18 protein-coding genes and 2 CRISPR repeat arrays are annotated in these 26,666 nt (G+C 43.1%); of the genes, 3 read left to right on the top strand and 15 right to left on the bottom strand.

The window, feature by feature from the left end; genetic code table 11:
* Nucleotides 1-75: 75 nt before the first annotated feature.
* The 7 genes from ABFY19_RS04170 to ABFY19_RS04140 form a co-directional block, all read right to left on the bottom strand.
* Entirely contained in the window at nucleotides 76-2,091 is a 2,016-nt protein-coding gene (locus ABFY19_RS04170; RefSeq protein WP_418791985.1) for an FAD-dependent oxidoreductase, read from the bottom strand.
* Between the two features lie 45 nt (nucleotides 2,092-2,136).
* On the bottom strand, nucleotides 2,137-3,516 hold the full coding sequence (locus ABFY19_RS04165) for a monomethylamine:corrinoid methyltransferase (protein WP_418791984.1): 1,380 nt from the start codon (nucleotides 3,514-3,516) through the stop codon (nucleotides 2,137-2,139).
* A gap of 75 nt (nucleotides 3,517-3,591) precedes the next feature.
* The gene (locus ABFY19_RS04160; protein ID WP_418791602.1) at nucleotides 3,592-4,227 is read right to left on the bottom strand and encodes a cobalamin B12-binding domain-containing protein; all 636 of its coding nucleotides are present in this window, start codon (nucleotides 4,225-4,227) and stop codon (nucleotides 3,592-3,594) included.
* 46 nt (nucleotides 4,228-4,273) lie between these two features.
* Complete coding sequence (locus ABFY19_RS04155; protein WP_418791983.1) at nucleotides 4,274-5,071, bottom strand: dihydropteroate synthase; 798 nt, start codon at nucleotides 5,069-5,071, stop codon at nucleotides 4,274-4,276.
* Nucleotides 5,072-5,264: 193 nt separating this feature from the next.
* Complete coding sequence (locus tag ABFY19_RS04150) at nucleotides 5,265-6,677, bottom strand: MFS transporter (protein ID WP_418791982.1); 1,413 nt, start codon at nucleotides 6,675-6,677, stop codon at nucleotides 5,265-5,267.
* A gap of 54 nt (nucleotides 6,678-6,731) precedes the next feature.
* The gene (locus ABFY19_RS04145) at nucleotides 6,732-8,852 is read right to left on the bottom strand and encodes an FAD-dependent oxidoreductase (RefSeq protein ID WP_418791981.1); all 2,121 of its coding nucleotides are present in this window, start codon (nucleotides 8,850-8,852) and stop codon (nucleotides 6,732-6,734) included.
* Nucleotides 8,853-9,048: 196 nt separating this feature from the next.
* Nucleotides 9,049-11,610, bottom strand: a complete 2,562-nt coding sequence (locus ABFY19_RS04140; protein ID WP_418791980.1) for a GAF domain-containing protein — start codon at nucleotides 11,608-11,610, stop codon at nucleotides 9,049-9,051.
* Nucleotides 11,611-11,749: 139 nt separating this feature from the next.
* Nucleotides 11,750-12,308: direct repeats of the CRISPR family, unit length 37 nt; unit sequence CTTTCAGTCCCCTTGTTATCGGGTCTGGCAATGTAAC.
* A 911-nt stretch (nucleotides 12,309-13,219) separates the two neighbouring features.
* Here ABFY19_RS04140 and ABFY19_RS04135 point away from each other — a divergent pair.
* Genes ABFY19_RS04135 through ABFY19_RS04125 form a run of 3 tightly spaced genes read left to right on the top strand, consistent with a single transcriptional unit; the run spans nucleotide 13,220 to nucleotide 15,420 of the window.
* Complete coding sequence (locus ABFY19_RS04135) at nucleotides 13,220-13,711, top strand: helix-turn-helix domain-containing protein (protein ID WP_418791979.1); 492 nt, start codon at nucleotides 13,220-13,222, stop codon at nucleotides 13,709-13,711.
* A 12-nt stretch (nucleotides 13,712-13,723) separates the two neighbouring features.
* Nucleotides 13,724-14,620, top strand: a complete 897-nt coding sequence (locus ABFY19_RS04130; protein WP_418791978.1) for an integrase core domain-containing protein — start codon at nucleotides 13,724-13,726, stop codon at nucleotides 14,618-14,620.
* On the top strand, nucleotides 14,620-15,420 hold the full coding sequence (locus tag ABFY19_RS04125; protein WP_418791977.1) for an ExeA family protein: 801 nt from the start codon (nucleotides 14,620-14,622) through the stop codon (nucleotides 15,418-15,420). The genes ABFY19_RS04130 and ABFY19_RS04125 overlap by 1 nt, the downstream gene beginning before the upstream one ends.
* A 322-nt stretch (nucleotides 15,421-15,742) precedes the next feature.
* Nucleotides 15,743-19,784: a CRISPR direct-repeat array (repeat unit 37 nt; unit sequence CTTTCAGTCCCCTTGTTATCGGGTCTGGCAATGTAAC).
* 130 nt (nucleotides 19,785-19,914) lie between these two features.
* Here ABFY19_RS04125 and ABFY19_RS04120 read toward each other — a convergent pair.
* From ABFY19_RS04120 to cas7d, 8 genes are all read right to left on the bottom strand, one after another.
* The gene (locus ABFY19_RS04120; RefSeq protein WP_418791976.1) at nucleotides 19,915-20,199 is read right to left on the bottom strand and encodes a hypothetical protein; all 285 of its coding nucleotides are present in this window, start codon (nucleotides 20,197-20,199) and stop codon (nucleotides 19,915-19,917) included.
* Nucleotides 20,157-21,077 carry a type I-A CRISPR-associated protein Cas4/Csa1 gene (cas4a, locus tag ABFY19_RS04115; RefSeq protein ID WP_418791975.1) on the bottom strand — a complete coding sequence of 307 codons (921 nt, stop codon included), beginning with the start codon at nucleotides 21,075-21,077 and terminating at the stop codon, nucleotides 20,157-20,159. Before cas4a ends, ABFY19_RS04120 begins: the two co-directional genes overlap by 43 nt.
* Before the next feature lie 5 nt (nucleotides 21,078-21,082).
* Nucleotides 21,083-21,655: a CRISPR-associated protein Cas4 gene (gene cas4 / locus ABFY19_RS04110; RefSeq protein WP_418791974.1), complete on the bottom strand. Its 573-nt coding sequence runs from the start codon at nucleotides 21,653-21,655 to the stop codon at nucleotides 21,083-21,085.
* Entirely contained in the window at nucleotides 21,639-21,917 is a 279-nt protein-coding gene (gene cas2 / locus ABFY19_RS04105) for a CRISPR-associated endonuclease Cas2 (protein ID WP_418791973.1), read from the bottom strand. Before cas2 ends, cas4 begins: the two co-directional genes overlap by 17 nt.
* A gap of 63 nt (nucleotides 21,918-21,980) precedes the next feature.
* On the bottom strand, nucleotides 21,981-22,988 hold the full coding sequence (gene cas1, locus ABFY19_RS04100) for a CRISPR-associated endonuclease Cas1 (protein ID WP_418791972.1): 1,008 nt from the start codon (nucleotides 22,986-22,988) through the stop codon (nucleotides 21,981-21,983).
* Nucleotides 22,989-23,013: 25 nt separating this feature from the next.
* The gene (gene cas3 / locus ABFY19_RS04095; protein ID WP_418791971.1) at nucleotides 23,014-25,008 is read right to left on the bottom strand and encodes a type I-D CRISPR-associated helicase Cas3'; all 1,995 of its coding nucleotides are present in this window, start codon (nucleotides 25,006-25,008) and stop codon (nucleotides 23,014-23,016) included.
* Nucleotides 24,998-25,699 (bottom strand): type I-D CRISPR-associated protein Cas5/Csc1, encoded by a 702-nt coding sequence (gene cas5d, locus ABFY19_RS04090; RefSeq protein ID WP_418791970.1) that lies wholly within the window; start codon nucleotides 25,697-25,699, stop codon nucleotides 24,998-25,000. The genes cas3 and cas5d overlap by 11 nt, the downstream gene beginning before the upstream one ends.
* 6 nt (nucleotides 25,700-25,705) lie before the next feature.
* On the bottom strand, nucleotides 25,706-26,665 hold the full coding sequence (gene cas7d, locus ABFY19_RS04085) for a type I-D CRISPR-associated protein Cas7/Csc2 (protein ID WP_418791969.1): 960 nt from the start codon (nucleotides 26,663-26,665) through the stop codon (nucleotides 25,706-25,708).
* Between the last annotated feature and the right edge of the window lies 1 nt (nucleotide 26,666).

Genomic DNA, 26,666 nt, shown 5'->3' with positions numbered 1-26,666 from the left:
AGTAGTTAAATCAGGGCCAGCCCCAATTTAAGCCGGCCCTGATAAATTAACATAGCCTCAACGTATCATTTTTTTCTATAACGCGCGACCTGCCCTATATCCTTCTAAAGTAGCATGATCCATACGGCGCGGTGTCTTGCAATCACCAATAACATGAATCTCAGAAACTTTGCCTCTGATTTGCTCTAAAAGACCGCGATTTGCGGTATTTACACCTGATATAACAATAGTGTCAAAGCCTTCCATTTTACCAGGCTTTTGATGAAGTGTATGATATGTCGTAAGTTCTGAACCATTGATAGCTAAAATCAATGTTTGATTAACCATCTTAATTCCCAGAGCGTTCAAGCGCGGCAAGATTGCCAGCCAAATCATCGCACTATTGGTTTGTGCCGGGAATACTGTAGGCATTATCAAGGTAACATCTTTGCCTTCTTCTGCCAGTTTCTCAGCAATTCCAGCACCACGATGGAATGCTTGCGGGTCATATACTGCAACGTTTTGGCCAACCTCAACTTCACCTTTGATAATTTCCTCAGGTATGAATACATTGGGGCTTTCCCATCCCATAACTGCCCTATACCCGTAGGGACTGAAGCCATCACGGCGGGGAATGGAACCGGTTGCAAGCACAACTGCATCAGGAGCTTCTTTTTCTACCATTTCAGCAGTTACTTCAGTGTTAAGAACTACTTTAACACCACACTTGTCAACCATCATCTTCCGCCAGCGAAGGATGCCGTCAAGCTCAGCACTTCCCGGAAGCTGAGGTGCCAAGATCGCCTGCCCGCCAAGCTCGCCGCTCTTCTCGTATACGGTTACATCATGTCCACGAGATTGAGCAACCCATGCACATTCAAGACCGGCAAGACCGCCGCCAATAACCATTACTTTCTTCTTCTTAGCTGCGGTGTCAAGTTCTCCACCCCAATCTAATTCATGACCGGCAACAGGGTTATGAGTACATCCGATACCGCCGCCCATACCGTTGGTACATCCATTACCACAGCCTACACAGCCGCGGATTTCATCAACACGGCCTTCCATGGTCTTTTTAATAATTTCAGGTTCTGCAAGGTGTGCACGTGTCATAACACATCCGTCTGCATGGCCATCAGCCAAAATCTGCTCTGCTTCTACCGGGTCAATAATACGACCGGTAGCCAGAACCTTCAAATTAGTAACAGCTTCTTTAATTGCACCTGCATTTGATGCAAAAGCTGCATGCGGGAAGGTTAACAAAGGAACAACAATCGGAACAAAGTTCGGAATCAAGCCTTGACTTACGTTAATATAATCAATAACACCTTGTGCTTCAAAAGCCTTAGCTATTTCCTGATGATCCTGAATTGTCAAGCCACCCTGAGCATATTCTTCACAGCTAAGACGTATTCCCAGAGCCATATCCTTGCCAATTACCTCACGTACAGCGGCAAGAACTTCCATTGGAAGACGCATTCGGTTCTCAAGGCTTCCGCCATATTCATCTGTCCGTTTATTATAAAGCGGGGTCAAAAATTGGTTTAACAGGTATGCATGTGCGGCATGAATCTCTACACCGTTAGCACCGGCTGCTTTAGCATTACGGGCGCACATACGATAGTGCTCAATCAAGTCTGCAATGTCATCCTTGTCCATTTCTTTCGCCATGGCTGAACTTACAATGCCTCCAGGAGGAGGTGACAGCTCGGATGCGGACCATACGGGAGTGCCGTCACGGCCACCGCCATTCATAAAACCGGCATGAGCAAATTGAACAAAGGCCTTGGCGCCATGCTTGTGACAAGCCTCAACAGCCATCTTCATGCCGGGTAAGCAAAGGTCATCATAACCAGGACAATCTGTAAACGGCACTTCATATAATCCGGTAGGATGTGCAATGTACTGACCAAGAATAAAAAGCCCAATACCGCCTTTAGCACGCTCTTCAACATAAGCGGCATAACGCTTGCCTAATTTACCGTGTGAAAACATATCTTCGGTACGGCATTCCACCAAATTTGAATGGTGAGCCGAAATGACCGCACGGTTACGGATTTCTACCGGCCCAATCGTGGCAGGACTTAATAAATATGGAAATTCACTAGACATAATCGTTCTCCCTTCGAAAATGGATTAATTTTATCTAACTGACACTTAATCAATCACAAGGTCATTAGAAATTGGCACACCTAAGCCAGCCATAATCTCACAAGCCTTCTTACAGGAATCAAGATGTACTGGAAGAGCCTTTAGTGTCGTAAGATCATAATTATTACGGAAAGTTAAATCATTATATAACAACTTAGTCCCTCCGGCAGCATCCATTTCTTCAAGCTGCTTGGAAACCGCATTCAGCACAACATTAACTTTATCCCTGCTCATCGGAGCAACATTGCCCATTACATCATAGTGGATTCGTGATGATTTCCCACTGTTACCAGCACCCCAGGAGTACCCGCCTCCACAGGCTGTCATTACTACTGCCATAGCAACCCCACGAATAATATGCTCTTCCCTGCTGAACACAGGAGCGGAGTCTGAACAGCAAGTACCGGTAGCAACCTTAATATTACGGTTTACTGCGCGGAAGGCTGCTGCATAGGTCCAGAGTGCTTCCCTATTGCTGGCACGTCCGGTCATATCGTTTACATAGAAGCTGCCCAGTCTACCATGAGCATAGCTTAACTGCCCAATGAAGTTAGCCATCATACCTACTGCAACACCTGCAGGACCACCGCATAATCCACCAAGCAAGGACATTGTACTGGTCCAAGGTTCTATACCACGCTGCTGAATAGCCACAGCTAAATTAAATCTCGTCCAGTCAATCTTTTGTTCCGGGATAATATGAATACCTACCTGGGTATTGTAAGGCTCACGCAAGCCGGATCCAATCACTGCTAAAGTACCACCTGTTGTGCTAACAGTAGGAATTAGACCAAGATGAATGTTTGGACGACCGGCACGGCGCACTGCCTCTGTAGTTGCCCGCTGCTCCCAAAGTCCACACGAAATTTCACTCGGGCAGCCAGCTTTGGGTGCCATGCCTCCAACTGAAGCGATTCCTCCAGCAATGCCAAAACCTTCAACTGTCGGCTCTTGAGCAAAAGACTGCAGGTAGGGAATGAACCAGTCTTCTCCGATAACGCCTGCTGCACAGGCCCAACATGCCGGCCTTTTAGGATCCTGCTCTGGCCGGTAAACAACAGTATGTGCATCTTCCGCTCTACCAAAGGTAACTGACGGCGGGTTGTCACGATATTCTTTACATACCTGCTCAATTTCTTCTCTCGTCCACTTGATAACTCGAGTAGTCTCAATGTTCAATACTCCGATATCAGCCAGCAGCTCAACACCGGCCTTATAAACTGCATCTGCGGTAGCATCATCAGGGAGAAGTTCCTCGGGATTATATTTAATTCCGTATTTCTTCACCAGTTCGCGTACCTTTTTAGCAAGCGCTAAGTCAAACTCGTCCATTTTCATTACGGGTCCATTAAGTGACCGTTCCTGAAAGTCTAGTGTTGGTATCATATTCGCACCTCCATTTATTTTTGTACTTCACAGTCAACTAAATTGATTTCATGTTGCATCGATAATTTTTTTTTATTAAGCATGTCCGAGCAATTTATCACAAAGCTTAACAGCTTCACTGGCATCAGGCGCAAACCCGTCGGCACCCATTGCTGCCGCTACTTCATGATTACACTCTGTCCCACCGATGATTACCTTGTACTTATCACGGGTACCCATGTCTTTTAAATAGTTGATAACTTCATCACAGTACGGAATAGTGGTTACCAAAAAGGCAGAAAGCCCAATAATGTCAGCATTAACTTCTTTGGCCTTATCAATAAACTTCATGGAAGGACAGTTAATACCTACCTCATGCACCTCATAACCGGCCAGCTCCAATTGCTTTTGAACCAGACCATATCCGATGGAGTGCAGGTCGCCTTGAACCGCACCTATAACTACAACACCCCTCTTGGGACCTTCCGCTACGGGTAGGTGAGGCTCTAAAATCGCCATACACTGGTCAACCAAATCTGCTCCCATGGTGAGTTCAGCCAAGAAATATTCTTTGTTTTGGAACCTTTTGCCGATTTCCTTTAACCCTGCTAACACACCATTCTCTAGAACTTCACGAGCATTCATACCCTCTTCGATTGATTGCTTTACCATGGCAATCGCCTTATCATCTTCTAATTCTAAAACCGCTTCTGCTAATTCCGCTATATTCATAGTCACCCTCCTTCTTTTTTATATGTAACCAAGACTTCTTCATAAATTAAACTACCAGAAGACCTTGACGGAATTTCTTAATATAATCCCGGCAAGCACTTTGTTCAAACAAGCTCAGGGAAGCATAAATAGTTGACATCAGCGCCTGGTCCCGCACATCAGTAATGCAGGAATTAAGTCCCATGTTTATTGCCATTGTCATAAACACCCGATTCAGCAGGGAACGTCCAGGCATCCCAAAACTAATATTACTTAAGCCTCCGGTAATGTTTACACCGGCAAATTCACCTTCACCCAGGCTCCGGATTACTTCCAATGTAGTCCTGGCAGCATTCGCATCCACCGAAATTGCCATGACAAGGGGATCTACAAACAAGTCCTCTTTTTTCTTGCCGGCTTTAAGCAATGGTTCAATTGCAGCACGTCCCGCCTTTAAACGACCTTCTACATCGATAGGAATACCACCGTCATCCATGCATAATACGATGACAGAACAATCAGCCCTGGACACTACCGGGACCAGCTTCTCAATCTTGTCACTCTCGGCACTTATGGAATTGACCATAGGACGACCACGGTGAACTTTAATTGCGGCAATAAGGGCATCAGGGTCCGCACTATCCAATACCAGTGGAACATCTACCACTTCTTGCACCACCTGGACCAGCCAGGGCAGGTCTTCAACCTCTTTGCGGCCCGCTACCGCAGCATTTACATCCAGCATGTTGGCCCCGCAAGCTACCTGCTCCTTGGCAAGGGCCTGCACAAAATCGACATCGTGGTCTATTACTGCTGCCCGCACAGCCTTCCGCGTAGCGTTTAGTGACTCTCCGATAATAATCATAATTATCACCTCCTTTCATTTGACTTTGCCGCAGCCACTTAATTAGCGTCATAGACCGGCGGGTTACTCTATCATCCCATATATGCCACTATTTACAGGTGAAACATGTGGGAGAAGAATCTGCCGGGACAAACCGCCATACTGCCTGAAGTGCAGGCACCACTTCCCCCACATTTTCCCTAAGCTTAAACTGCTACTTACTAATATGACTAACAGCTGATTTCTGTGCCTTACCTCTATCCAGCAAAAGTGCGATAATACACACAACTACCACTAAAGAAATCACAAAGGAACATAGAAAAAGATTTTTAATACCGACACCTATATCTGGAGTTCTTAAGAACAAGCCATATAAGACATTTCCAAGGGTTGCGCCAAAAGCAACTGCTAACTGCATGGCACCCATTGCCGGTACTATCAAATTGTTAGGCAGTGACATTTGTGCACCAATATGAAAAATATTATTGTATGCCCCAGCTAGGCCAACGAAAACAATAGTCAATATAATCATAAACACGGAGGTCTGGGCATCCATCATATAGAAACTAAAAAGAGCTGCACACATTAACAATACGGTCACTAAAGCATTCCATCGGTACTCTTTAATGCGGGAAATAACCCATCCATTAAAGGCACTGACAAAGAAAGCCAATACTCCTCTGCAAGCCAAAAACATTCCCGAATCTGTGGGAGTCATTCCCCTTACCTTCTGAACATATACCGGGAAATAGTAAGAAATTGCCACTCCTGCCATGATAATCAAAAAACAAGCAATGAAACATAATGTGAAGGTGAAGTTACTAAAAATACTCATCGACATAATCGGATTTGTGGAACGCTTCTCTACTAAGATAAATGATACAAATGAGATGACTGCAAGGGCACACATAATAAGAATAGTCGGCGAACCCCAGGGATATTGTTTGCCTCCCACCACAGTGATTAACACTGTCAGTACAATAGCTGCGGTTATCAGAAATGAACCGAGATAATCTATTTTAGTGTTTTCACTGCGGGGTATATCCGGCATAAACTTGAATATGAGGATTCCTCCTATCAAGCTAAAAGGCATAAGAGTGACAAATATCCAATTCCAATTAAAATTGTCGACTATAACTCCTCCTAAAAGTGGACCAAATATTACTAATCCTGCCATCAAAGACCCATAATAACCTATATATTTGGCCCGTTCTTCTGTACTGCAAACATCCGCAATTACTATCAAGCTCACTGTTATTGCAAAACCGCCGCCAATTCCCTGAATCCCTGCTATTGCGATAAACTGAAAAATGTTCTGGACAAAAATGCCTAACAACTCTGACAAAAACAAAACAAGTACACCAATAAACAAAACACGCCTTCTTCCAAACAAATCACTTAATTTCCCGGCAATTGGTGACATTACGGCTGCCCCCATCATGATTGCTGTAAAAGCTACGCTCAAATACTCTATGCCGCCAATAGTATCAACTATCTTTACAATAGCTGTACTAACCTGTAACGCAAAAAGTTGTGCTGCTGAAATGAAAAAATACAATCCTATTATTAACAGCAATCGAGACCGAGGACTCATTTTAACCGGACCCTGAATGTCAGAGTTATGCATTTAAGTAACTCCTTTCACTTTCGTTTGACGTAACTACCCATATTTTTTTGTCCTTTAAATCGCCATACCTACTTTAAGTCCATCAATCATTGCACCCTCGATTAAGTCATCACCCGAGCAGTCGCCGGCTGTATGAACTTCGTAGCCCTGTTTCTTGAGCGTCTCAGCTAACTCAAGATTATGTGTATGCCCCTGTGCGATAATCACATTATCAGCATCAATTGTATGCTCCTGGCCTTCTTTATCGATATAAGTAAGTGTCTTCTCGCCAATGCTCGTTACCTTGCAAAAGACTAAGCTTTTTACACCATTCTTTTTATTATGGCTTAAGTGAATCCAGCGCCTGAGAAGTGACATCTCCCATCCGAAAACATATCCCTCCTCAAGAATGGTTACATTGCGCCCGCGTTCGGTAAGGAATTCGGCCATCTCAACACCAACTAAGCCTCCACCTACTACGACAACATTTTTACCAAGCGGCATAAAGACTTTACTTCCCATAGCAAGTTTTTTTGGATCACGTGAAATTCCGGTCAATGAACCGGCTTTCAACATTAACTTGGTTTTAAGGTCTGTCTTGGCAGCTGCGCCATCACCGGAACCCGTTACCATATTGCGCATATCGTCACCGTCAAGAACGTGAGTTTGTTTGACTCCGAGGATATCCGGCAGGAACCGCTTAACACCGGTTGCTACAACTACAACATCCGGTTTAAACTTCTTAACGAACTCAGGTGTTACTTCTACACCTAGTTGGATGTCTACCTTAAGCTTCTTAAGCTGTGCTTCCAGGTACTCAACGAGTTTGTAGTTTGCTATATACATAACTGAAGCAAAGAACAATGTGCCTCCAAGGAATTTTTCCTTATCACAAATAGTTACCTTGTGACCGCGCAGTGCGGCAACTCTTGCCGCCTCCATGCCGGCCGGGCCTCCACCAACTACCAATACACGCTTGGGCTTGGATACCTTTTTAATTTCAAACTCATCTTCATGAGTACAAACAGGGTTTACCCCACACTTAACAGCTGAACTCAAGAATATCTGACTGATACATTTAAAGCAAACTATACATGGGCGAATATCCTCAAGCCTATCCTCTTTCACCTTGTTTGGAAGTTCAGGGTCAGCCAGAAGCTGACGGCCCATAGCAACGAAGTCCACAGCTCCTTCTGCGATTAGCTTATCGCCCTCCTGGGGTTCAATCAGCCCTACCCCTATAACCGGAATTTTAATTGCTGCCTTGATTTGGCGGGCTTGGGGAATTGTTTTACATGGTAAATTAGGAGTATGTGTGTCCTGGCATGCGGTAGCGGCAGCGTTACCTCCATATGCACTGCTAAAAATGGCATCCGCGCCGGCCTCTTGAGCCATCTTTGCCGTCGCGATAGCATCCTCAACAGTGATGCCTGATGCCTGATGGGCGGTGAATGCATTAATTTTACAAATCAATGGGAAATCAGGTCCGGTTGCTTTTTTACAGGCCCTTATAATCTCCATCAAAAGCCTGGCTCGATTCTCTAGCGAACCGCCATATTGATCTGTCCGCTTATTAGTAGTCGGATTAAGGAAGCCGTCAATTAGATAGCCATGCCCGCCATGAATCTCTATGGCGTCAAATCCAATTCGTTTAGCCCGTTCCGCAGCTTCAGCGAACTTTTCTACAACCCAATTAATATCCTCCTGGGTAGCAACTTTAAATTCTCTCTTAAGGCCACGCGACTTTGCGAAGCATGCTCCTTCCGCAGCGGTTATATCATTCATTGTCCCAACATCACCAGCTTTGGGTTCCGGCATGGAGGGAACTAAAATCGGAATACCCCTTCCTGCATCTGCATTAGACATTAGGCCTGGATGTTGAAGCTGGGGAGCTATTTTGGCACCATGCTTATGTACCCGGTCAACCATTTCTTTTAACCCGGGAACATGCTTTTCATCTGAGATACCCAATTGATACTCCAGGCAACAACCATTGGGATGTCCTACTGATACTGATCCCAAAAGTATTAACCCAACACCGCCTTTTGCCCGCTCCTCATAAAAGCGTATTTCCCTTTCGGTGGTGAGTCCTTCCTCAGTGCTTAATTCAGTACCCATTGCCGATAAAACAATCCTGTTTCGAAGTTCCATGCTGCCAATTCTACCGGGAGACATCAGTTTATTCAATTTTGCCAACACATTCACTCCTTTTTATTTAATGATTCCTTTAAATAATATCAGTCCTAAAGAAATTTTCGAAGTCATATCAGGTTCAATATGTGAGCCTAAGGTATCAATCTGGTTAAAGTTGATTTTTTGACAAAAAAAAGGGAGCGACTCATTTACTTATGAGTCGGTCCCTTTATATGCTTCAATCATTAGCTTACTATTATTAGCTCACTTTGGGAAATAGTATGTTTTCAAATCGTGTCTCAATAGCTTTTAACCCAACCAACACACCATTATGCAAAACATTAGGGTCTATGCCATTTTTCATGGCCTTCTTTACAAGCAGAAGAGCCTTCTCATTATCCAACTCCTCAATGGCCCGGGCAATCTCCGAAATATCTTCTATAGCGGTCGATGTTTTAAGTCCCCCAAGATGGCTATCCAATTTAGTCTCTGGTGAAACATTTTTCATTGGCACCGGAAGGTCAAGCATCACCCGGGTTCCTTGTCCCGGCTCGGACAATATCTTCAACTGCCCACCAATACTCTGGGCCCGCTCCTGCATCCCAATCAAACCCATCTGTTTTTTCGTCAACAAACTACCGGTATCAAACCCTTGACCATCATCAGTAATTTGAATACACAGCCGGTCAGATTTAAAATCAAGCAAGATATTGACGCTTCCGGCACTAGCATGAGCCACAACATTATTAAGTGACTCCTGCACTATGCGAAATACGGTGGTTTCAACATGGGGAGTCAGGCGGAATGGCTGACCGGATACCTGGATCCTGCAAACAGCTTCACAGTATTTCTGGCAGGTATCTATTAGCCAATACAATGCAGCTTCCAATCCATGAGATTCCAGGACTATTGGACGTAAACCGGTAATAATACGTTTGTTTTCAGCTTCGATTTTCAACAGAAGTTTTTCGACATTATTAATTTCTTCCATGGCTTCTTCGATGTTCTCGTCTTGAATAGACTCCCTAGCAGCCTGAATCCCAAAAAGAGTCCCGGTAATCAATTGGTTGTGTTCATCGTGCAAATCCCGGGCAATACGGGTGCGTTCCTCCTCCTGCGTATAAACAGTTGCCGCTAAAAGCTGCTGTAATTGGTCTGCCTTTTTGGCTAACTCCTCTCTAGCTTCCGCCAATTCACTGGTCCGTTCCTTAACCATCTGCTCCAGCCGGTCATATAAATGAGCATTATTTAGAGCAGCACTGGCCAGATTGGCGAGCAAGCTCAAGAATCGTGCATCATCATCGGTAAAATATCGTCCCTCACCAATGTTCATAACTGTCAATGCGCCTATAGCTTGTCCTTCCCAAATAAGCGGAACGGAGAGAATGGCATCACGTGGTTGGTACATAAAATTATCCGACCAACTATCTATGTTCAGGTTATTGCGCCTCCAGTAATCGGTGTCATTAATAATAACAGGTTTTCCTGTTGCCAGCACGTAATTGTTTACGGGAGTTCCCGGTCCCACTACTCGTTGACCATACTCTGAAGGGACATTATGTAAGGCGACAATACGCGTAAGATTTGTCTCCGGATCACTAACAGCCAGGGTACTCCCCTGAGCGTTTAGGGAACTGGCAGCCTGCGTGACAATAGTATTAAAAACATGCTGCAGCTTTAACTGAGAAGAAATATCTACCGAGATATTGTAGAGAACACGCATCACCTCAAGCTGGTGTCTGGTTTCCTTAAACAGGCGGGCGTTTTCAAGGGCCACAGCTATCTGTCCGCCAAGGATTTGAAATGTGGTGATATCATCTTCCAGAAAAGTATTGGGCTGCTTACTCTGAACATCCAGCACACCTACCACCACATTGCCAAACTGAAGGGGAACAGCCAATTCAGACTGTGTCTCCGGCATTAACTCATGACGAAGGTAGATAGGTTCCTTGCTAACGTCATTACATAGAAATGGTTGCCCCGTCAGCGCCACATTTCCAACAATCCCATGTTCACCAACCTTAATACGTAAACCTTGCGATTTCAATCGTTCAGCATGTTCTCCGATACATTCCCTGAGGACAACTTCATTTGTGTTTTTATCAGACAAAAAAAGGATTACGTGATAGTAGCCAAATTTATCCTGTATCAGTCTGACAACTTCTGATAATAACTGATCTAAATCAAGGATAGCTGTAATTTTCTGCCCGACTTGGCTTTTCACTTCCAATTGAGCCGCATGACGCCGGGCAAAACTATAGAGACGGGCATTTTCCATAGTCACAGCTACCTGGTTGGCAAAAGCCATTACCGACTGCGCATCCCTCTTAGTGTAATCCCGTTTCTTATTCAACAAAACCAGCATCCCTAGAGGCTGGCCACGATACACCAAAGGGGCAGTAATACCCGAATGTACTTCCTTAATGTAAGACATAACTCTCCATACATCATTAAATGGAGAATAATTATATTGGTCAGGCTTTTTATTTGCTAACTTTTCTTTATTCCATATGGCTGGCTTTTCATTTGCAAACATTTCAGTCAAAAGAGGGTCCAAATCCATTGGCATTCGGTATGTGCTCTGTTGTTTTAAGTCAGAAATACCCAGGCTGGCAGCTAAACGGAAGTCATAGCCTGTTAAGAGCCAGACAATGGCTACATCACACTCAACAAGTTGGCTCATTTGCTCCAGAATTCCCTCCAGTATCTCCCGCATATCTGCTTGCGAGCAAAACAGATGGTAATCGTCTCCAGTCCAAAGTTCCTTGGGTACCTGTGTGTTCATGGCATTCACTTCTCCGTTTTGGTTCAATTTAGTCATTTGCCTAACCACCGCCTAAAGTGAAATTAAGAAAATATTGTAATTAATTCATATTATAACAATGGTTAAGTAAAAAGTCATGTCCCCTTCTTAGACGGTGTCAAGATTATTCAGGCAGGGATGAAACTTATTATGCCTGCTTTCAGTCCCCTTGTTATCGGGTCTGGCAATGTAACACGGCCTTCCCTTTTCAATCTAGATATATCCATCACATCTTTCAGTCCCCTTGTTATCGGGTCTGGCAATGTAACCCTATCCAAAACCTAATCTTATCAGCATAGGCATTCACCTTTCAGTCCCCTTGTTATCGGGTCTGGCAATGTAACCAGCAAGCTATACCAATATTCGTCTGGCACATACAGACTTTCAGTCCCCTTGTTATCGGGTCTGGCAATGTAACCTCGACTAACCAGGCATGAGGAGCTATCTTGTGGTCAACTTTCAGTCCCCTTGTTATCGGGTCTGGCAATGTAACTGGTGTTGATGGTTCAAACTATCTGACCCCGGTTTTGCCTTTCAGTCCCCTTGTTATCGGGTCTGGCAATGTAACTAAATTTGTGGGAGCTGGAATGATTATTTTATGTTGCCTTTCAGTCCCCTTGTTATCGGGTCTGGCAATGTAACTTTTTCATAAACCACATCGATACACATAGCCATGCAACTTTCAGTCCCCTTGTTATCGGGTCTGGCAATGTAACTTACGCCCATAGGTGTAGGCTCGCAAATTAAAGGGACCTAAAACTGCTTATTATTTTCAGATTAATTAATTTGCAAGTAATTTCAATGCCAATGTAGTCTGAAATTAATTATTAGATTATCTTGGTTAAAAAATTGGGCACAATGAGTTGTGAGGTGATTAACTTGCAGCTCATTTTTCATGTTGAATGCACTCCTGAGGAATACCATGAAGCGGGCCGGGGATTTGCTCCTTTCCCAGAACCTAAACAGTGTCTGCATCCTGCTTGCCTGAAACCAGTGCCACCGAAACGGCATGGGTTCTATTCACGTAATGTCATAAACATCCGGTTTGCAGACCGTATTTTAATTTGCCGGTTTTATTGCGAATACTGCGGCCACACCATGTCATACTTACCATCTTTTTGCCTACCACATTACCAGTACACCCTGGAAATGATCTTCTTAGCCCTCTTATGCCATTTTTTCAAGCTGCTGCCTCTTCTGTTAGCTTTGATGCAGCGTCTTTACTGGCAAAGGCAACATCTTCAATTTTACCGCCGCCGATTTAAGGCAAATCTTAAGCGAATTCAGATAGTTTTACGAAGTTTGATTCCTGGCATCATGTTGCCGGATGAAAAGGACATAACAAAGGGAGCCCAAGAAGTGTTAAGCATTATCACTACCGGATTTAATACAATCCAGGCCTTCTCGACAAGGTTTTTCGCGCAATGCAATAACTCTTTTATGGCTCCTTGCAAATTAGTTTAGCCTGCAAGGAGCTTTTTTATAAGTCAGACCTTGTCGAAAGCTCTAACCACACAATTTTTGCATAGGCTTCCCCTCTCACCGGTGGTATTATGCAGGTAATGGGAATTGTTTAACCGGTTGAACAGCCCTGTTAATTACCTGTATAGGCGGAGGTGTATTTGTCGTGCTCTCTAACAAGGATCGAGAGAATATTGCTTTAAAAAGATTCTCTTTAATTAGCCCGGTATTAAACGGCCAGATACCAAATCAAAAAGAATATTTTGAGAGTGTTTGTGTTAAAGCCATTGATATGCCTCATTACGGTCCCAAGAATTATTCCCCGAAAACCTTAATGAGCTGGCTTAACGATTACCGACGTGGCGGCCTTGAAGCACTAAAACCCGGTTACCGGGCCGACCGTGGCAAGAGTCGCAGGGTCAGCCAGGAAATCGCCGGTAAAATCAGGGAAAAACGAGCCCAAAAACCGCGCATCACCAGTATTTTGCTTTATGAGGAATTAGTCCGGGAGGGTGTTATACTTCCGGATAAGTTATCCCAGGCCACTTTTTATCGCTTTCTGGCAGCTAACCCGGAGCTTGCAGCCGGAAAGGATCTGCAAAACAATACGGAAAAGGAGTTAAAACGCTTTTCACGGCAATGGGCGAATGAACTATAGCAAACTGATATTATGTTTGGGCCATACATTAGGGTTGGCAAATCGAAAAAACAGACTTATCTATTAGCTTTTATCGATGATGCTTCACGGCTGATAACTCATGGTCAATTCTTCTTTAGCCAGAATTTTTCAGCTCTGAGGGTAGCCTTAAAAGAAGCTGTATTAAGGCGCGGTGTACCCAAGATGATCTATACCGATAACGGGAAGGTGTACCGCAGCGGACAGATGGCTGTGGTATGCGCAGGTTTGAGGTGTTCTTTGATCCACACTGAGCCTTTTACCCCTACTGCTAAGGGCAAGGTTGAAAGATTCTTCCATACCGTACGCCAGCGCTTCTTAACCCGGATTGATCCCACTCAGATTAAAAGTCTGGATGAGTTAAATCTACGTTTTTGGCAATGGCTTGAGGAGGATTACCAGCGTAAGTTACATAGCTCTTTGAATATGAGTCCTCTCGACTTCTTTATGTCCCAGGCGCACCAGATAACCCTTTTCTCCAACCCCGAACTGTTGGAGGAATATTTTTTACTGCGGATTACCCGTAAGGTTAACCATGATGCCACTTTATCCGTAGAAACTATACTCTATGAAACAGACCAACGCCTGGCTAATTCCCGAGTGGAGGTAAGGTATGAACCGGAATGGCTGTCTAACTCGGCTCACCCGCTATTGTTATACCGGGATGGCCGGAAGGTGGCCGAAGCCTGGCAAGTAAATTTTTATGATAATTCTCACGTTAAGAGGAAAGGGCCGGGGAGACCTCCTGGCACTGCACTGGAACGGGTCAACCCTAACCTGACAACGGATTCGGTCGCTGCTGCAAAGGTTCCGGCACCAAGCATTTCTTTTGCTCGTTTTAGGGAAGAAGAACCGTTAGTTAAGCCACCGGAAGCAGCAGGTGATGCCTGATGTTTACCCAATATTTTGGCTTGAAGTTTAATCCTTTTACCAAAGAGATGTCTACCGATAAACTGTTTGTCAGTCAGGATCTGTTGGAGTTAGAGTCACGACTTAAATATTTGCAGGATACCCGCGGTTTCGGCTTGGTAGCCGGTGAACCCGGCTCTGGTAAGTCAACCGCCCTCCGGAAATTTGTCAGTGAGTTAAATCCATCTCTCTACAAGCATTGTTACTTTTCCCTGTCCACGGTAACGGTGCTGGAGTTCTATCATGGGCTGGCCCTGGAATTAGGGGAGGAACCCAAACACAAGAAGGTCACCGTCTTTCACCAGATTCAACAGGCTATTAGTTCTATGTACTATGACCGCCGGATTACTCCGGTTATTGTACTGGATGAAATCCATCTGGCTTCAAACAAGGTGCTGGAGGATTTAAGACTGATTTTTAACTTTAAAATGGATTCCCAAAATCCTTTTATCCTCATCCTGGCTGGCCAGCCGTTAATACGTTCTAAACTCACTATGAATATCAACAACCCTTTAAGACAAAGGTTGGTAGTGAAGTACATTATGCAAGGGCTTAAGGATGATGAACTGAAGGACTATTGCCTAAGCCGTTTACGACTTGCTGGACTGGTTGAAGACATTATTACTGATTCTGCTTTTGAGGCTATTTACGCCTCTACTAACGGGCTGCCAAGATTGGTTAACAGCCTTGTTACAAACTGTCTGCTCTATGCCTATGGCCAGAAGCAGCGGCAGATTGATGAGGAAGTCGTTTACCAGGCCCAGTCTGAGCTTAATATTTAAGTGGGGCTCTTACTCACCGGGAGGATAGGGCAATGCTGGGAAGCAACCTGAGCGCCCGTTGGGGTTCTGCCATGGATAGCCGGAGCGTCTTTTCGCCCGGCTTTTCTTATGCCTATCCTTGGGAGAATTAATGCGATAAATCCCGGGGGTTTGGGGGCTGGCCCCCAATATGCTGCAATATGATAATTCTAACACTGGTTGCTGGATTAATTTGATAATTTTATCCGGTTTAATCCAAGGGGATGAAAATTTAATTTGAGAATCTTGGCTGATTTAATTTGATAATTGACACATAGTACTATAATCCTTACGCTTATCTTGCCTTTCAGTCCCCTTGTTATCGGGTCTGGCAATGTAACGACTTCTTACCTCCCTGGCTGCCTTTGCTGTGATGGCTTTCAGTCCCCTTGTTATCGGGTCTGGCAATGTAACTAGTATTGCATCAGCTATTGTGGCAGCCCTTGGTCTTACTTTCAGTCCCCTTGTTATCGGGTCTGGCAATGTAACTAGGCCGACACAATTAAGTCAAGGATATTATTTTTACTTTCAATCCCCTTGTTATCGGGTCTGGCAATGTAACCGCCATAACCAAGTTAAATGCGGCCATGGCTATTTTGGCTTTCAGTCCCCTTGTTATCGGGTCTGGCAATGTAACTGGACGTTAGAAGCTAGTGATTTAGTTTTTACGGGCTTTCAGTCCCCTTGTTATCGGGTCTGGCAATGTAACAGCATCATGGACATTCTCTGGTGTCAGCTCTATTTTACTTTCAGTCCCCTTGTTATCGGGTCTGGCAATGTAACGCAAGTCTGAAAACAATCTCAAAACAACAGCTTTAGGACTTTCAGTCCCCTTGTTATCGGGTCTGGCAATGTAACCATAGAAAAAACAGACACTCAAAGCTTGCTTATTTATTCTTTCAGTCCCCTTGTTATCGGGTCTGGCAATGTAACTAGTCATGATTTCTGCCACTTCCGGAGACTCACAAATCCTTTCAGTCCCCTTGTTATCGGGTCTGGCAATGTAACGCCAATGTGCTGCCCCACCAGCCCATCTGTCCATCATCAGCTTTCAGTCCCCTTGTTATCGGGTCTGGCAATGTAACGCAGATATTCATTCGCTTATTGCAAACCGGGCATTTCTCCTTTCAGTCCCCTTGTTATCGGGTCTGGCAATGTAACCCTTCAGCATTAAATCGAGGTTGCTATTCTGTAAAGCCCTTTCAGTCCCCTTGTTATCGGGTCTGGCAATGTAACAAAGTCACCGGCTTGGGCTCCGCCTGATAAATCAATCTTTCAGTCCCCTTGTTATCGGGTCTGGCAATGTAACTGCACTTCGCTGTGATGCTCCCGGCACAAGGCTATCTTCTTTCAGTCCCCTTGTTATCGGGTCTGGCAATGTAACTGAGAATCCTCAGCCAAATATAACTTAAGATCATCAACTTTCAGTCCCCTTGTTATCGGGTCTGGCAATGTAACGCCCATCTAGCACAACATGTTCCAGACAAGAAATTTACCTTTCAGTCCCCTTGTTATCGGGTCTGGCAATGTAACGCAGAATGGGAACCGGGGGGGAACGTACCGATGGTGACTTTCAGTCCCCTTGTTATCGGGTCTGGCAATGTAACTTTTTATATCTTTCTTTTGCTTTAATTATATTTTCTTCTTTCAGTCCCCTTGTTATCGGGTCTGGCAATGTAACTTTTGCTGTGTTTCTTTTTGTGGAGACCTTTCTTCCTTTCAGTCCCCTTGTTATCGGGTCTGGCAATGTAACTGATGAGATAGTACAAGGCTGGCTTCTGGGGTCTGGTATCTTTCAGTCCCCTTGTTATCGGGTCTGGCAATGTAACGCCTTCTACCTGTGAACTACACTGGCACTTATCTCCACTTTCAGTCCCCTTGTTATCGGGTCTGGCAATGTAACTGAGACTTCCCAGCTTCAATCATGCCTATGTGACTTTCTTTCAGTCCCCTTGTTATCGGGTCTGGCAATGTAACGGCGGAAATGGATGCCGTTATAGCTGCGGAGCTGGACGCTTTCAGTCCCCTTGTTATCGGGTCTGGCAATGTAACCCCTGTGTTCAACGAGGTAGAAAGGGGTGTTTTAAATCTTTCAGTCCCCTTGTTATCGGGTCTGGCAATGTAACTTGCAGCGGACATTTGCTTTGCCCCTTTACTAAGCACCTTTCAGTCCCCTTGTTATCGGGTCTGGCAATGTAACAAACTAAGGGGGTCCTGAGGAGCACTTATCAGCACTTGCTTTCAGTCCCCTTGTTATCGGGTCTGGCAATGTAACTTACAAAAATTTCTTTTGATTTCATCTTTTGTCTTTCTTTCAGTCCCCTTGTTATCGGGTCTGGCAATGTAACCTAAGCGGATGGGGGAGGTTCATACTAACATCTGCTCCCTTTCAGTCCCCTTGTTATCGGGTCTGGCAATGTAACTTGGGGTAAGCGACACCGGTTATGATGTCCAGTTCTTCTTTCAGTCCCCTTGTTATCGGGTCTGGCAATGTAACGCGACGGCAGGATCAGAGGGTTGCTACAGTTTTATGCTTTCAGTCCCCTTGTTATCGGGTCTGGCAATGTAACTGTTGCTGAGGCTGCTGTCCGTAAGATTGTACAGGCTTTCAGTCCCCTTGTTATCGGGTCTGGCAATGTAACAGGGTCATCAATAATACCCCCCTCTACATCTTAATTCTTTCAGTCCCCTTGTTATCGGGTCTGGCAATGTAACTGTTTGTATTGGCAATCGTCAGGAAAATAGGGAGATCTTTCAGTCCCCTTGTTATCGGGTCTGGCAATGTAACTAGCAAAAAGACTTGGGATTAGTCGCTCCTCTGCCCACCTTTCAGTCCCCTTGTTATCGGGTCTGGCAATGTAACATATGTCAGAGTATCCACAGACGAACAAGCTAAAAACTTTCAGTCCCCTTGTTATCGGGTCTGGCAATGTAACGCAGGACATTGTACCGTATTCGTGCATTGCGTGATTTCTTTCAGTCCCCTTGTTATCGGGTCTGGCAATGTAACCTGACCCTTAAAAACCCAGAAGATAAATTTTATTATGCTTTCAGTCCCCTTGTTATCGGGTCTGGCAATGTAACCATTGAAACATCTGCAGACACATCTTTACCAAACACCTTTCAGTCCCCTTGTTATCGGGTCTGGCAATGTAACCATCTTCAGTATGGCCTTGTTTCCTGCATCAGTGTTCTTTCAGTCCCCTTGTTATCGGGTCTGGCAATGTAACGTTGGCTGTAGTATCATTACAGCATCAACTTTGTTTCTTTCAGTCCCCTTGTTATCGGGTCTGGCAATGTAACCGAGAAAAAAGGTTTTACACAAAGACAGTTAGCTTATTCTTTCAGTCCCCTTGTTATCGGGTCTGGCAATGTAACGAGTCTTTGTGATGTCCTCTGCCAAGATATCTTTGGACTTTCAGTCCCCTTGTTATCGGGTCTGGCAATGTAACGAAGAAATTATCAAGAAAATACAAGAAGATATTAATAACCTTTCAGTCCCCTTGTTATCGGGTCTGGCAATGTAACATAAAAAAAATCTAAGGAGGAACTAGCATGACATTAGACTTTCAGTCCCCTTGTTATCGGGTCTGGCAATGTAACGTCGGCGAAGTTGGATTTGCTACCAAAGTTATTGAACCTTTCAGTCCCCTTGTTATCGGGTCTGGCAATGTAACCGGGCCGGGAGAATCCAAATGGCGCTATCGAATATGCTTTCAGTCCCCTTGTTATCGGGTCTGGCAATGTAACTTTTGGTCAAACGCACCTGCACCGCCTACCGCTATTCTCTTTCAGTCCCCTTGTTATCGGGTCTGGCAATGTAACCAGTGACGGGCTCCTGATAGTCGAAAACACCTTTAAAACTTTCAGTCCCCTTGTTATCGGGTCTGGCAATGTAACATCTTATGGGAGGATTTGTTGATAAAGGAATGTTGTTCTTTCAGTCCCCTTGTTATCGGGTCTGGCAATGTAACTGGAGGCTCCCAATCATGCTGTAACTGTCCTAGTCCTACTTTCAGTCCCCTTGTTATCGGGTCTGGCAATGTAACGAAAGGAAAGACAAACTCTGGAGTGCGATATCACTCCTTTCAGTCCCCTTGTTATCGGGTCTGGCAATGTAACTTGTTCTGGACGACCTGGGAGCAGAAAAGTCTACCGAATCTTTCAGTCCCCTTGTTATCGGGTCTGGCAATGTAACCTATCCCTATAAAGGTTGGTGGCAAAAAAACAACCGTCTTTCAGTCCCCTTGTTATCGGGTCTGGCAATGTAACTGGGCAACCGGTTTCTTTATCAGCAAAAGCTAGTTTACTTTCAGTCCCCTTGTTATCGGGTCTGGCAATGTAACCGACCGCAAATTAATCTCCTGAACGTTAGTGGCTGTAAGAGTCTCCTCAATTCCCTCAGGCTACAAAACCATCTATTTTCCCGCAAATCTATTTTCTGCAAAAAAATACCGGTTATTTGCGAAAACCTCATTATTTCCAATTCACCTCCATATCTATTTTATCTTTTCGTTTTTTTCTTCTTAACCTATTCCGATTAAGCAACCATGATAGGAAAACATATTCATTATAAACACCTACCATTGCTCCTTCAGGCGGTAAAAATACATACCCGCCATCAAAAACACAACCCATTTCTTTTAATTGCCTCACACCGGAAAAAGCAGGGGAAGCCAGAATAATAATATGTAATTGACCTTCTTGTTCAATAATCCCTATTCGTGACAGTTTTCGTAATATGGGCAACTTTCGTAACATTTATTCGCCACCCCCGGATCTATTTCCTCGTAAACCATACGCATTTTTTCATCACGGGTTTCAATAAACCATTGGCGGAGTTCATCATCAATAATGTGAATATCTTTTGATATTATCAAACGCTCGTTTTTGAATTCAGCATAAACAATACACCCTATGTTCACCGGGAATTCATAAATTGCCTCCATAACCATGGCATAGCCAGTGGTTGTCAATCTATGAAAATCGCGTTTTTCCCCAAATTTTAAATCCAACATCATGGGCTCAGAAAATGTAAACGCATCTGCACTCAGGTGAGAGCTTAAGCCCAAAAAAGTACCATCCAATTTTTGCTCAACAACTACCGGAATAGCAAGTGATACCAGAGAATCCTCGCCAATATATGGCTGCTTAATCAATATTTCCTGAATACGGGCAATAATTCGAGATGTTTCAAAATCCTTTAGTATTTCTGCCTTTGTTCGTATTTCATTAAGTTCGTCAGGTGATAGTGTTTTCTCCCACTTCTTCTCAATTACTGGGGGGATTTGCAGCAAATTCTGACAAATTTCTTTATAATTTACTACTCCCTTAATATATATCAGTTTTTTAGCTTCAACTATAATATTTACCATTAATTCATGCAAAATTGATCCCTGAATCATTGCCTGATTAGGAACGGTTTTAATATGTTCAACCCTGCGCATAAACACATCCCGTCCCGTAGGACAATAACCCCCGGCTACTTCATAAAGCGCTAATGAACAGTCATACATAGGTTCTAGTGGTGGTTGAGCCCAATTCCATCCCCGCAGCTCGTCAGCAACACCAATTTCCCTTGATTTGGGTAGAAAACCTTTTAATAACCGCTTTTTTTCCTCCTCAGTCAAAAAATACACTGTTCTCACCCCACATCGCCGCAAAATTTGCGAAATTCACAATCAGTACAACAATTTTTCCTTCTGGGTGCTTCAGGCAACACTTCTTCCTTAACTATCCAGTTAATCTTGGTCAAAATCTGTCTGACATATTGCCTCATTCCAGGAGTTATTTCCACAGGAATTATTTCATTGCGCAGGTTCAAATAGACAAAACCAAATCGCACAGTGGTATTGTAATTATCCTCAAGAAGCATTGCATAAGCCGCAACCTGATATTTATGATTAAGAGAAATCTTGCGCCCAGTATGTTTAAACTCCACTGGAAACAAACCTTTATCTGTTATAATATGCATATCCAACTTACCTTCCAAATCAAGTCGGGATGAATAAAGATGAGTATGGAAGCATCGTTTTCCTTCGGTCAAACGATACCTTCTCAACTTGCGTCGCTTTTCAAGCCTGTCCAGTTCAAGATGCTCCTGCCGCCCATATTCCATCTTTCGAGTTATCTTGCGGTCAACAGGCAAAACATACTGGTAATAAATGACCCGGGGACAATATATATATTGTTTGATATCACTAACCCGTAGTTTCACCAGTATCACCCTTCGGCTCATATACAACTATTTCTTCCAGCAACCTTAGGTCCTTATCACAAATAGGACAAATAAAAATTTTACCCTTCTTATTTCCCAATGTGCGCTTCAAACGCTGTTTCAACTCACCACGCCGGTTATGATTCAAATCCCCGAGAAAGGCACTGCATTGAATGTGTTCCAGTCCATAGTCTTTACATGCATTAAATATTCTTTTACGTATCCGGTCATTTTCAATATCATAAACTACAATTGTCTTCATTTTACCACCCGCTTTACGTACAACCCCGCTTTATTTGAAAACCAGCTTTACTTAGAACGGCTCTTACCAACTGCTGACAAAACACCGGTACTTAGCCTGTCCACGCAAAAACATGGCTAACCGCCGTGACTGTTTCTGGATGATGTGCTTTAATTTAGTCTTTTTCCCCTCAAATAATACCGGTGTTTCCAGCCGTTCTATAATTTTAGTTGCCAGTTCTTTTCGGGTTTTCTGTTCCAAGCCATTATCATCCATTTTAACTTCTGTCCCTTTATTAACCATAGCTACCACTGTACGGTCAACAACAGGCTGACGGAATTCCTCTACCAAATCCAGGATCAGAGAAGGCTTCCCAGGTCTGTCTACATGCAGAAAACCTGCAAAAGGTTCCAAACCGGCCAGCAGCACAGCTCCCCATACCTGTTGATACAAGATGCCATACCCGTAATTTAGCAGAGAATTAAATGGATCAATGGTACCCCGGTGTTCCCGCCCGGGAAAATCAATCCGGCCTTCCAAAATCAATCTCAAGATATTCCAATAAGTGTTGGCTCCCCTACCCTCGATAGATAGCAAAGCCCCTCTCACTTCATCAATACAATTTCCACCGACAGTCTTAAGCTCTGTCTGTATATTACATATCTTTTCAATACCGGAAACAATCTCTTGATAAATCTCTTTCCCGGTGCTTTTCCGGTATTTGCTAAAATATTTTAGTAGATTGGCCTGGTTTTTCAGCTTGCCTTCCACTAAGGTTTTGCCCAGAATAACACCACGCTTATCAATGTACGCCAAAATTTGCTCTCTTCTTGTAATAACTGTTCCAGTCAAATTAGGGGATGATAGCTTAGCATAAGGTTTGCCCGACCCTGACAAAAAATTAATCTGGATACCATGTTCCATGCATTCCCGGATAACGTCTGATGAGAGGGATACCCCTCTTGAATCAACCGTTACCGTTTCCACATTGAAAAACGGATATTCTTCCTTTACCTTACCTTTTTCTTTGACTACCAAGCGCTCACTTTTTTTACCCAGTGAGCATCCGAAGTCCGTAATATGGATATGCATGGAATCACCTTCTCAATTATTTAAATCAAAAGTTGAAAACTTTTCGGCATAATTCCCTTAGCAAGAATACATTGCTACCAAATCCTATGTAACCAACGTTGCACTGATAGCAATTTATTCGCCAATCTAAATATGGCTCAATAGATGCGGGAACAACAACAAGAATTTGTTCCTGGCATTGGAAATATTCTGATAATTCAGGTATTCCTAAATTCCCCCTTAAAAACGAGATTTGAGGGACTTCTTTTGTTGTCATGAATAAACACCTTTCATGATCTTTTACATTAACTAAAACCGATACTTTTCTAAAGATTCCATAACCATTTATAACTATCTTATAACCATTCTTCTTATCAAAACTAAAGCTTTTAATTCTGCCTCTTGATAAAACTTTTTGTAAATCAGCTTCATAAGATGCCCCTAGTTCACGATCGATACTCTTTTCTCTAATGTCATATACCTTTACATTCATGCTTCCAGCCCTAAAACTCATGGTGTTAAGATAAACTTGCAGCCACTTTAAGTTCTCTATCCTCTTAAAATACCTGTTTATCTTAGGCAGAAATGCTGTAGCACCAATCTTTTCACAATATACTTGCAATATTTCACCTGATTTTTGTTGAATAACCGCCCGCTGTTCATTAGTAGCGTGGCGTTCCCCCGCCACGCTTAATGCTAAACGATGCACAAGGGCACCAATAGTTATTATTCCACCTTCAGTTGTTACAAACCAAGCTAAAGAATCTCTCCCCTCATATAATTGCCCAATTGCCTTTTCAAAGTTGTTCCGTTCGACCGATTGTGGTAGTTCTGAAAATACTTCGACTTCCTGTCCATGTTCACGCCCATAAACCAAAAATGCGCTTCCTAATCGTCGACGCCCAATCCGTCCAATTCGCTGTAAAAAACTGGCCTTGTCACTAGCCTCAAATATTAAATACTTACAATCAAAATTAATTCCAACCTCTATGGCTCGAGTTCCAACAACAATCAATTTCTCTGTTACTGTTCGCACCTCTTTGCCTACCATTCCCCGGTAAGACCCAATTTGATTTATTTGAATATTTAATTCTCCAATCAGCAAGTCTTCAAAATAAATGGCATCTATTACCGAGTTGAAAATAACAACCAGCGGAACTTCGTTTGTTGTTGGAAACCCATTATACAGTTCAGGTAATATCTTCTTAACAATATTAATAGCCTGTTCAACTACATTCCCCGTTTCCAAGTCGTAAGAAAATTTAATCTCATGAATACTTGTTCTATTATCAGTAACAGGAAAATCAGTCTTGGTATCACTTGTTATTTCCACAGGGTCAATAATCAAATCAAGCAATTGTTTTACCTCTTTGTCAGGTGTAGCACTTAATAAAATTGTGCGGCGAAATATTCCCAAGAACTTAAAGTACTCTAACATAAACAAAACATGCGCTAATTCAATCCCCGCATACATATGAAACTCATCCAGAACAATATTATTAAATTTCTGCAGATAACCCAATAGCTCTTCACTATGTGCATAGAAAAAAGCAACAATGTAAAATAATGTATCGGGATTAGTAAGAAGTATTAAGGGTTTATGTTGGGAAAAAAGGTCCTTCAAGGTCCTCCCTTTAGACGATTTATGCAATTGTCTGCGAAAATCTTCCAGGCTGACTGCATCAATTTTTAATAAAATGACCCTTGCCTGTTGATACTGAATCCTGTCAAACTTCGTATCTGCCTTATATGAATAATACGGGTAATTCATTTCGGATAACATGTTGGCAATGCTTTTTTCTTGGTCTTCTACAAGAGCATTAGTAGGATAAAGAAAAACCGCAGATTCTTGATTAACTATAATAGGAAAAGCTGCAGCAACGGTTTTTCCGCTTCCTGTTTTTGTAGTAACCAAAAAGCTTCTATGACTCTGCCAATTAGCAAAAATTGCAGCCTGATGCTGATAAGGATGCCTGTCAGGCCAATGCCTTTCATAGTCCGGACATTTAACTTGTTCTATCTTATATTCCTTAATTATCAATGAACCCACCCCTAATACAAACACACTGAGGAACATGAACAAAATGATTATTACTCCTAATCTCCCAATCATCCTGGATAATTACAGTTTTTAACACCAGAGAAGGAGGAATGGAAACAATTTGATACTGCAGCATATTCCCTTGAACATCCAAAGGATTAATACAGTGACTCGGCCTGCATTGTTCTCTTTTTATTGCAACAGGGTTGGCTATCTCTTCCCAGATTAGTCGGCATGGGGTCCTTTTTTTGCCAAGCCTTATCACTCTGACAGGCTGTTCATTATTGAAATTAAAAGCATAAAAAGTAAATTTACTATATGGAATGGGAACTATGGTATTTTTCCTGCCCAACATCGGGGTATTTCTTTTATTGAAGTTGGCATCCAGTGTTTGATGTGTACAAGAATTAATTGCATTCCAAGAAAAACTCATTTTTTCATATTTCTCAGCCTTAGCAGGAACACAATACCACTGCATTTGTAACAAATCTTCCTCGTAGGTTGGATAATCACGATAAACAATACCACGTTCAAAACGGCTAAGTGCATAAGTAAGAGCATAATTATGTATAACAGTTTCAGTATTAGCTAGACCGCTGGCATCATAGGAAGCAAACCACAAAAGATCCATTGGTTCTAATGTTATGGCAAATAACCTAATCCTTTTCTTGTTGAGTTCAACAGACATCATCACCACCTACTTCTTTTTAGCTTTCGAATTCTCTTGAACATCTCTATAAGCACGGACATCCTCATAAGCCTTCGTCAGGAACTTCTTGTCAATTTCAAATCCACTGATAAATTTAAGCATATCGTCCACTTGTTCCGGTGATAGTATTACAGATTTTTTTTGATTAGCTAATAATAGTTTATACTTATTAAGTATCTTAGTTACGTTTTCAGCGGAAAGACTCTTTTCTTTTTCTGAATTCAATTCCATTGTGAATTCCAAAGGCGTAATAAATTCTTCCCAGCCTCCTGTAATACCGACAACAGTATTTCGCACATCTCCGCCGATGCGGCTTTCTGCTCCATACTTATGGCTGCTTAAAATTATCTTCATCATCAAAATTAATTCCTTCCAAGTAACACTATGCAAAGTAACTATACTAGGAAAAATTGTAGCTGGTTTTACGGAAATTCTTTCATTCAATGTCTGCCCGGTTTGAACTGTCAAATCACTGATACCGTTAAATGTGGTAGTCTGCTGAATCTGTTCAAAAGCAGCCAAAGAAAACGCCGTGGAATAAGCCACTCTATGCTTAATATTAGCATTAGTGGTTTTGGAAGCTGATGCATTGGTGCCCCCATATAAGGCACATCTCGGGCACTCTAAGCACAGATAATCCTTAAGATAACATTCTTCAATAGGATAATCTGCTTCATTAGCTGCAGTTCTCAAGAGACGTTCCATTTGCCGAGATTCAACAGCTTTTTGCTTACTTCCAAGGAAGGCAACCCGTTGGACATTTTCATCGTTCTCAGTAGATAATGGAGTAATAACCGTGTTTAACTCCCGCGTGTCTTCAGTTCTTAACACTGTAAAGTCAAGGATTTCGCGAAACAATAATACCTGAATGGTTTCAACTCCCAGCAAGGGATTAGGTTGCTTCACAAAAAAATTTTGCAGAACTTCCAATTCTTTAGGTAAACTCATT

Source organism: Phosphitispora sp. TUW77, from assembly GCF_048453025.1.
Classification (GTDB): Bacteria; Bacillota; Thermincolia; order Thermincolales; family UBA2595; genus Phosphitispora.
Note: the sequence above shows the minus strand (reverse complement) of the source record. Positions and strands in the feature narration are given on the sequence as shown.

What these genes read in the sequence shown, in the direction of transcription:
- cas5d (WP_418791970.1), bottom strand. Translation starts at nt 25,699, where the DNA reads ATGATGTCTGTTGAACTCAACAAGAAAAGGATTAGGTTATTTGCCATA.
- cas2 (WP_418791973.1), bottom strand. Translation starts at nt 21,917, where the DNA reads ATGAAGACAATTGTAGTTTATGATATTGAAAATGACCGGATACGTAAA.
- ABFY19_RS04170 (WP_418791985.1), bottom strand. Translation starts at nt 2,091, where the DNA reads ATGTCTAGTGAATTTCCATATTTATTAAGTCCTGCCACGATTGGGCCG.
- ABFY19_RS04160 (WP_418791602.1), bottom strand. Translation starts at nt 4,227, where the DNA reads ATGAATATAGCGGAATTAGCAGAAGCGGTTTTAGAATTAGAAGATGAT.
- ABFY19_RS04120 (WP_418791976.1), bottom strand. Translation starts at nt 20,199, where the DNA reads ATGTTACGAAAGTTGCCCATATTACGAAAACTGTCACGAATAGGGATT.
- cas1 (WP_418791972.1), bottom strand. Translation starts at nt 22,988, where the DNA reads ATGCATATCCATATTACGGACTTCGGATGCTCACTGGGTAAAAAAAGT.
- cas7d (WP_418791969.1), bottom strand. Translation starts at nt 26,665, where the DNA reads ATGAGTTTACCTAAAGAATTGGAAGTTCTGCAAAATTTTTTTGTGAAG.
- ABFY19_RS04130 (WP_418791978.1), top strand. Translation starts at nt 13,724, where the DNA reads ATGTTTGGGCCATACATTAGGGTTGGCAAATCGAAAAAACAGACTTAT.
- ABFY19_RS04140 (WP_418791980.1), bottom strand. Translation starts at nt 11,610, where the DNA reads ATGACTAAATTGAACCAAAACGGAGAAGTGAATGCCATGAACACACAG.
- ABFY19_RS04150 (WP_418791982.1), bottom strand. Translation starts at nt 6,677, where the DNA reads ATGCATAACTCTGACATTCAGGGTCCGGTTAAAATGAGTCCTCGGTCT.
- ABFY19_RS04165 (WP_418791984.1), bottom strand. Translation starts at nt 3,516, where the DNA reads ATGATACCAACACTAGACTTTCAGGAACGGTCACTTAATGGACCCGTA.
- ABFY19_RS04155 (WP_418791983.1), bottom strand. Translation starts at nt 5,071, where the DNA reads ATGATTATTATCGGAGAGTCACTAAACGCTACGCGGAAGGCTGTGCGG.
- ABFY19_RS04125 (WP_418791977.1), top strand. Translation starts at nt 14,620, where the DNA reads ATGTTTACCCAATATTTTGGCTTGAAGTTTAATCCTTTTACCAAAGAG.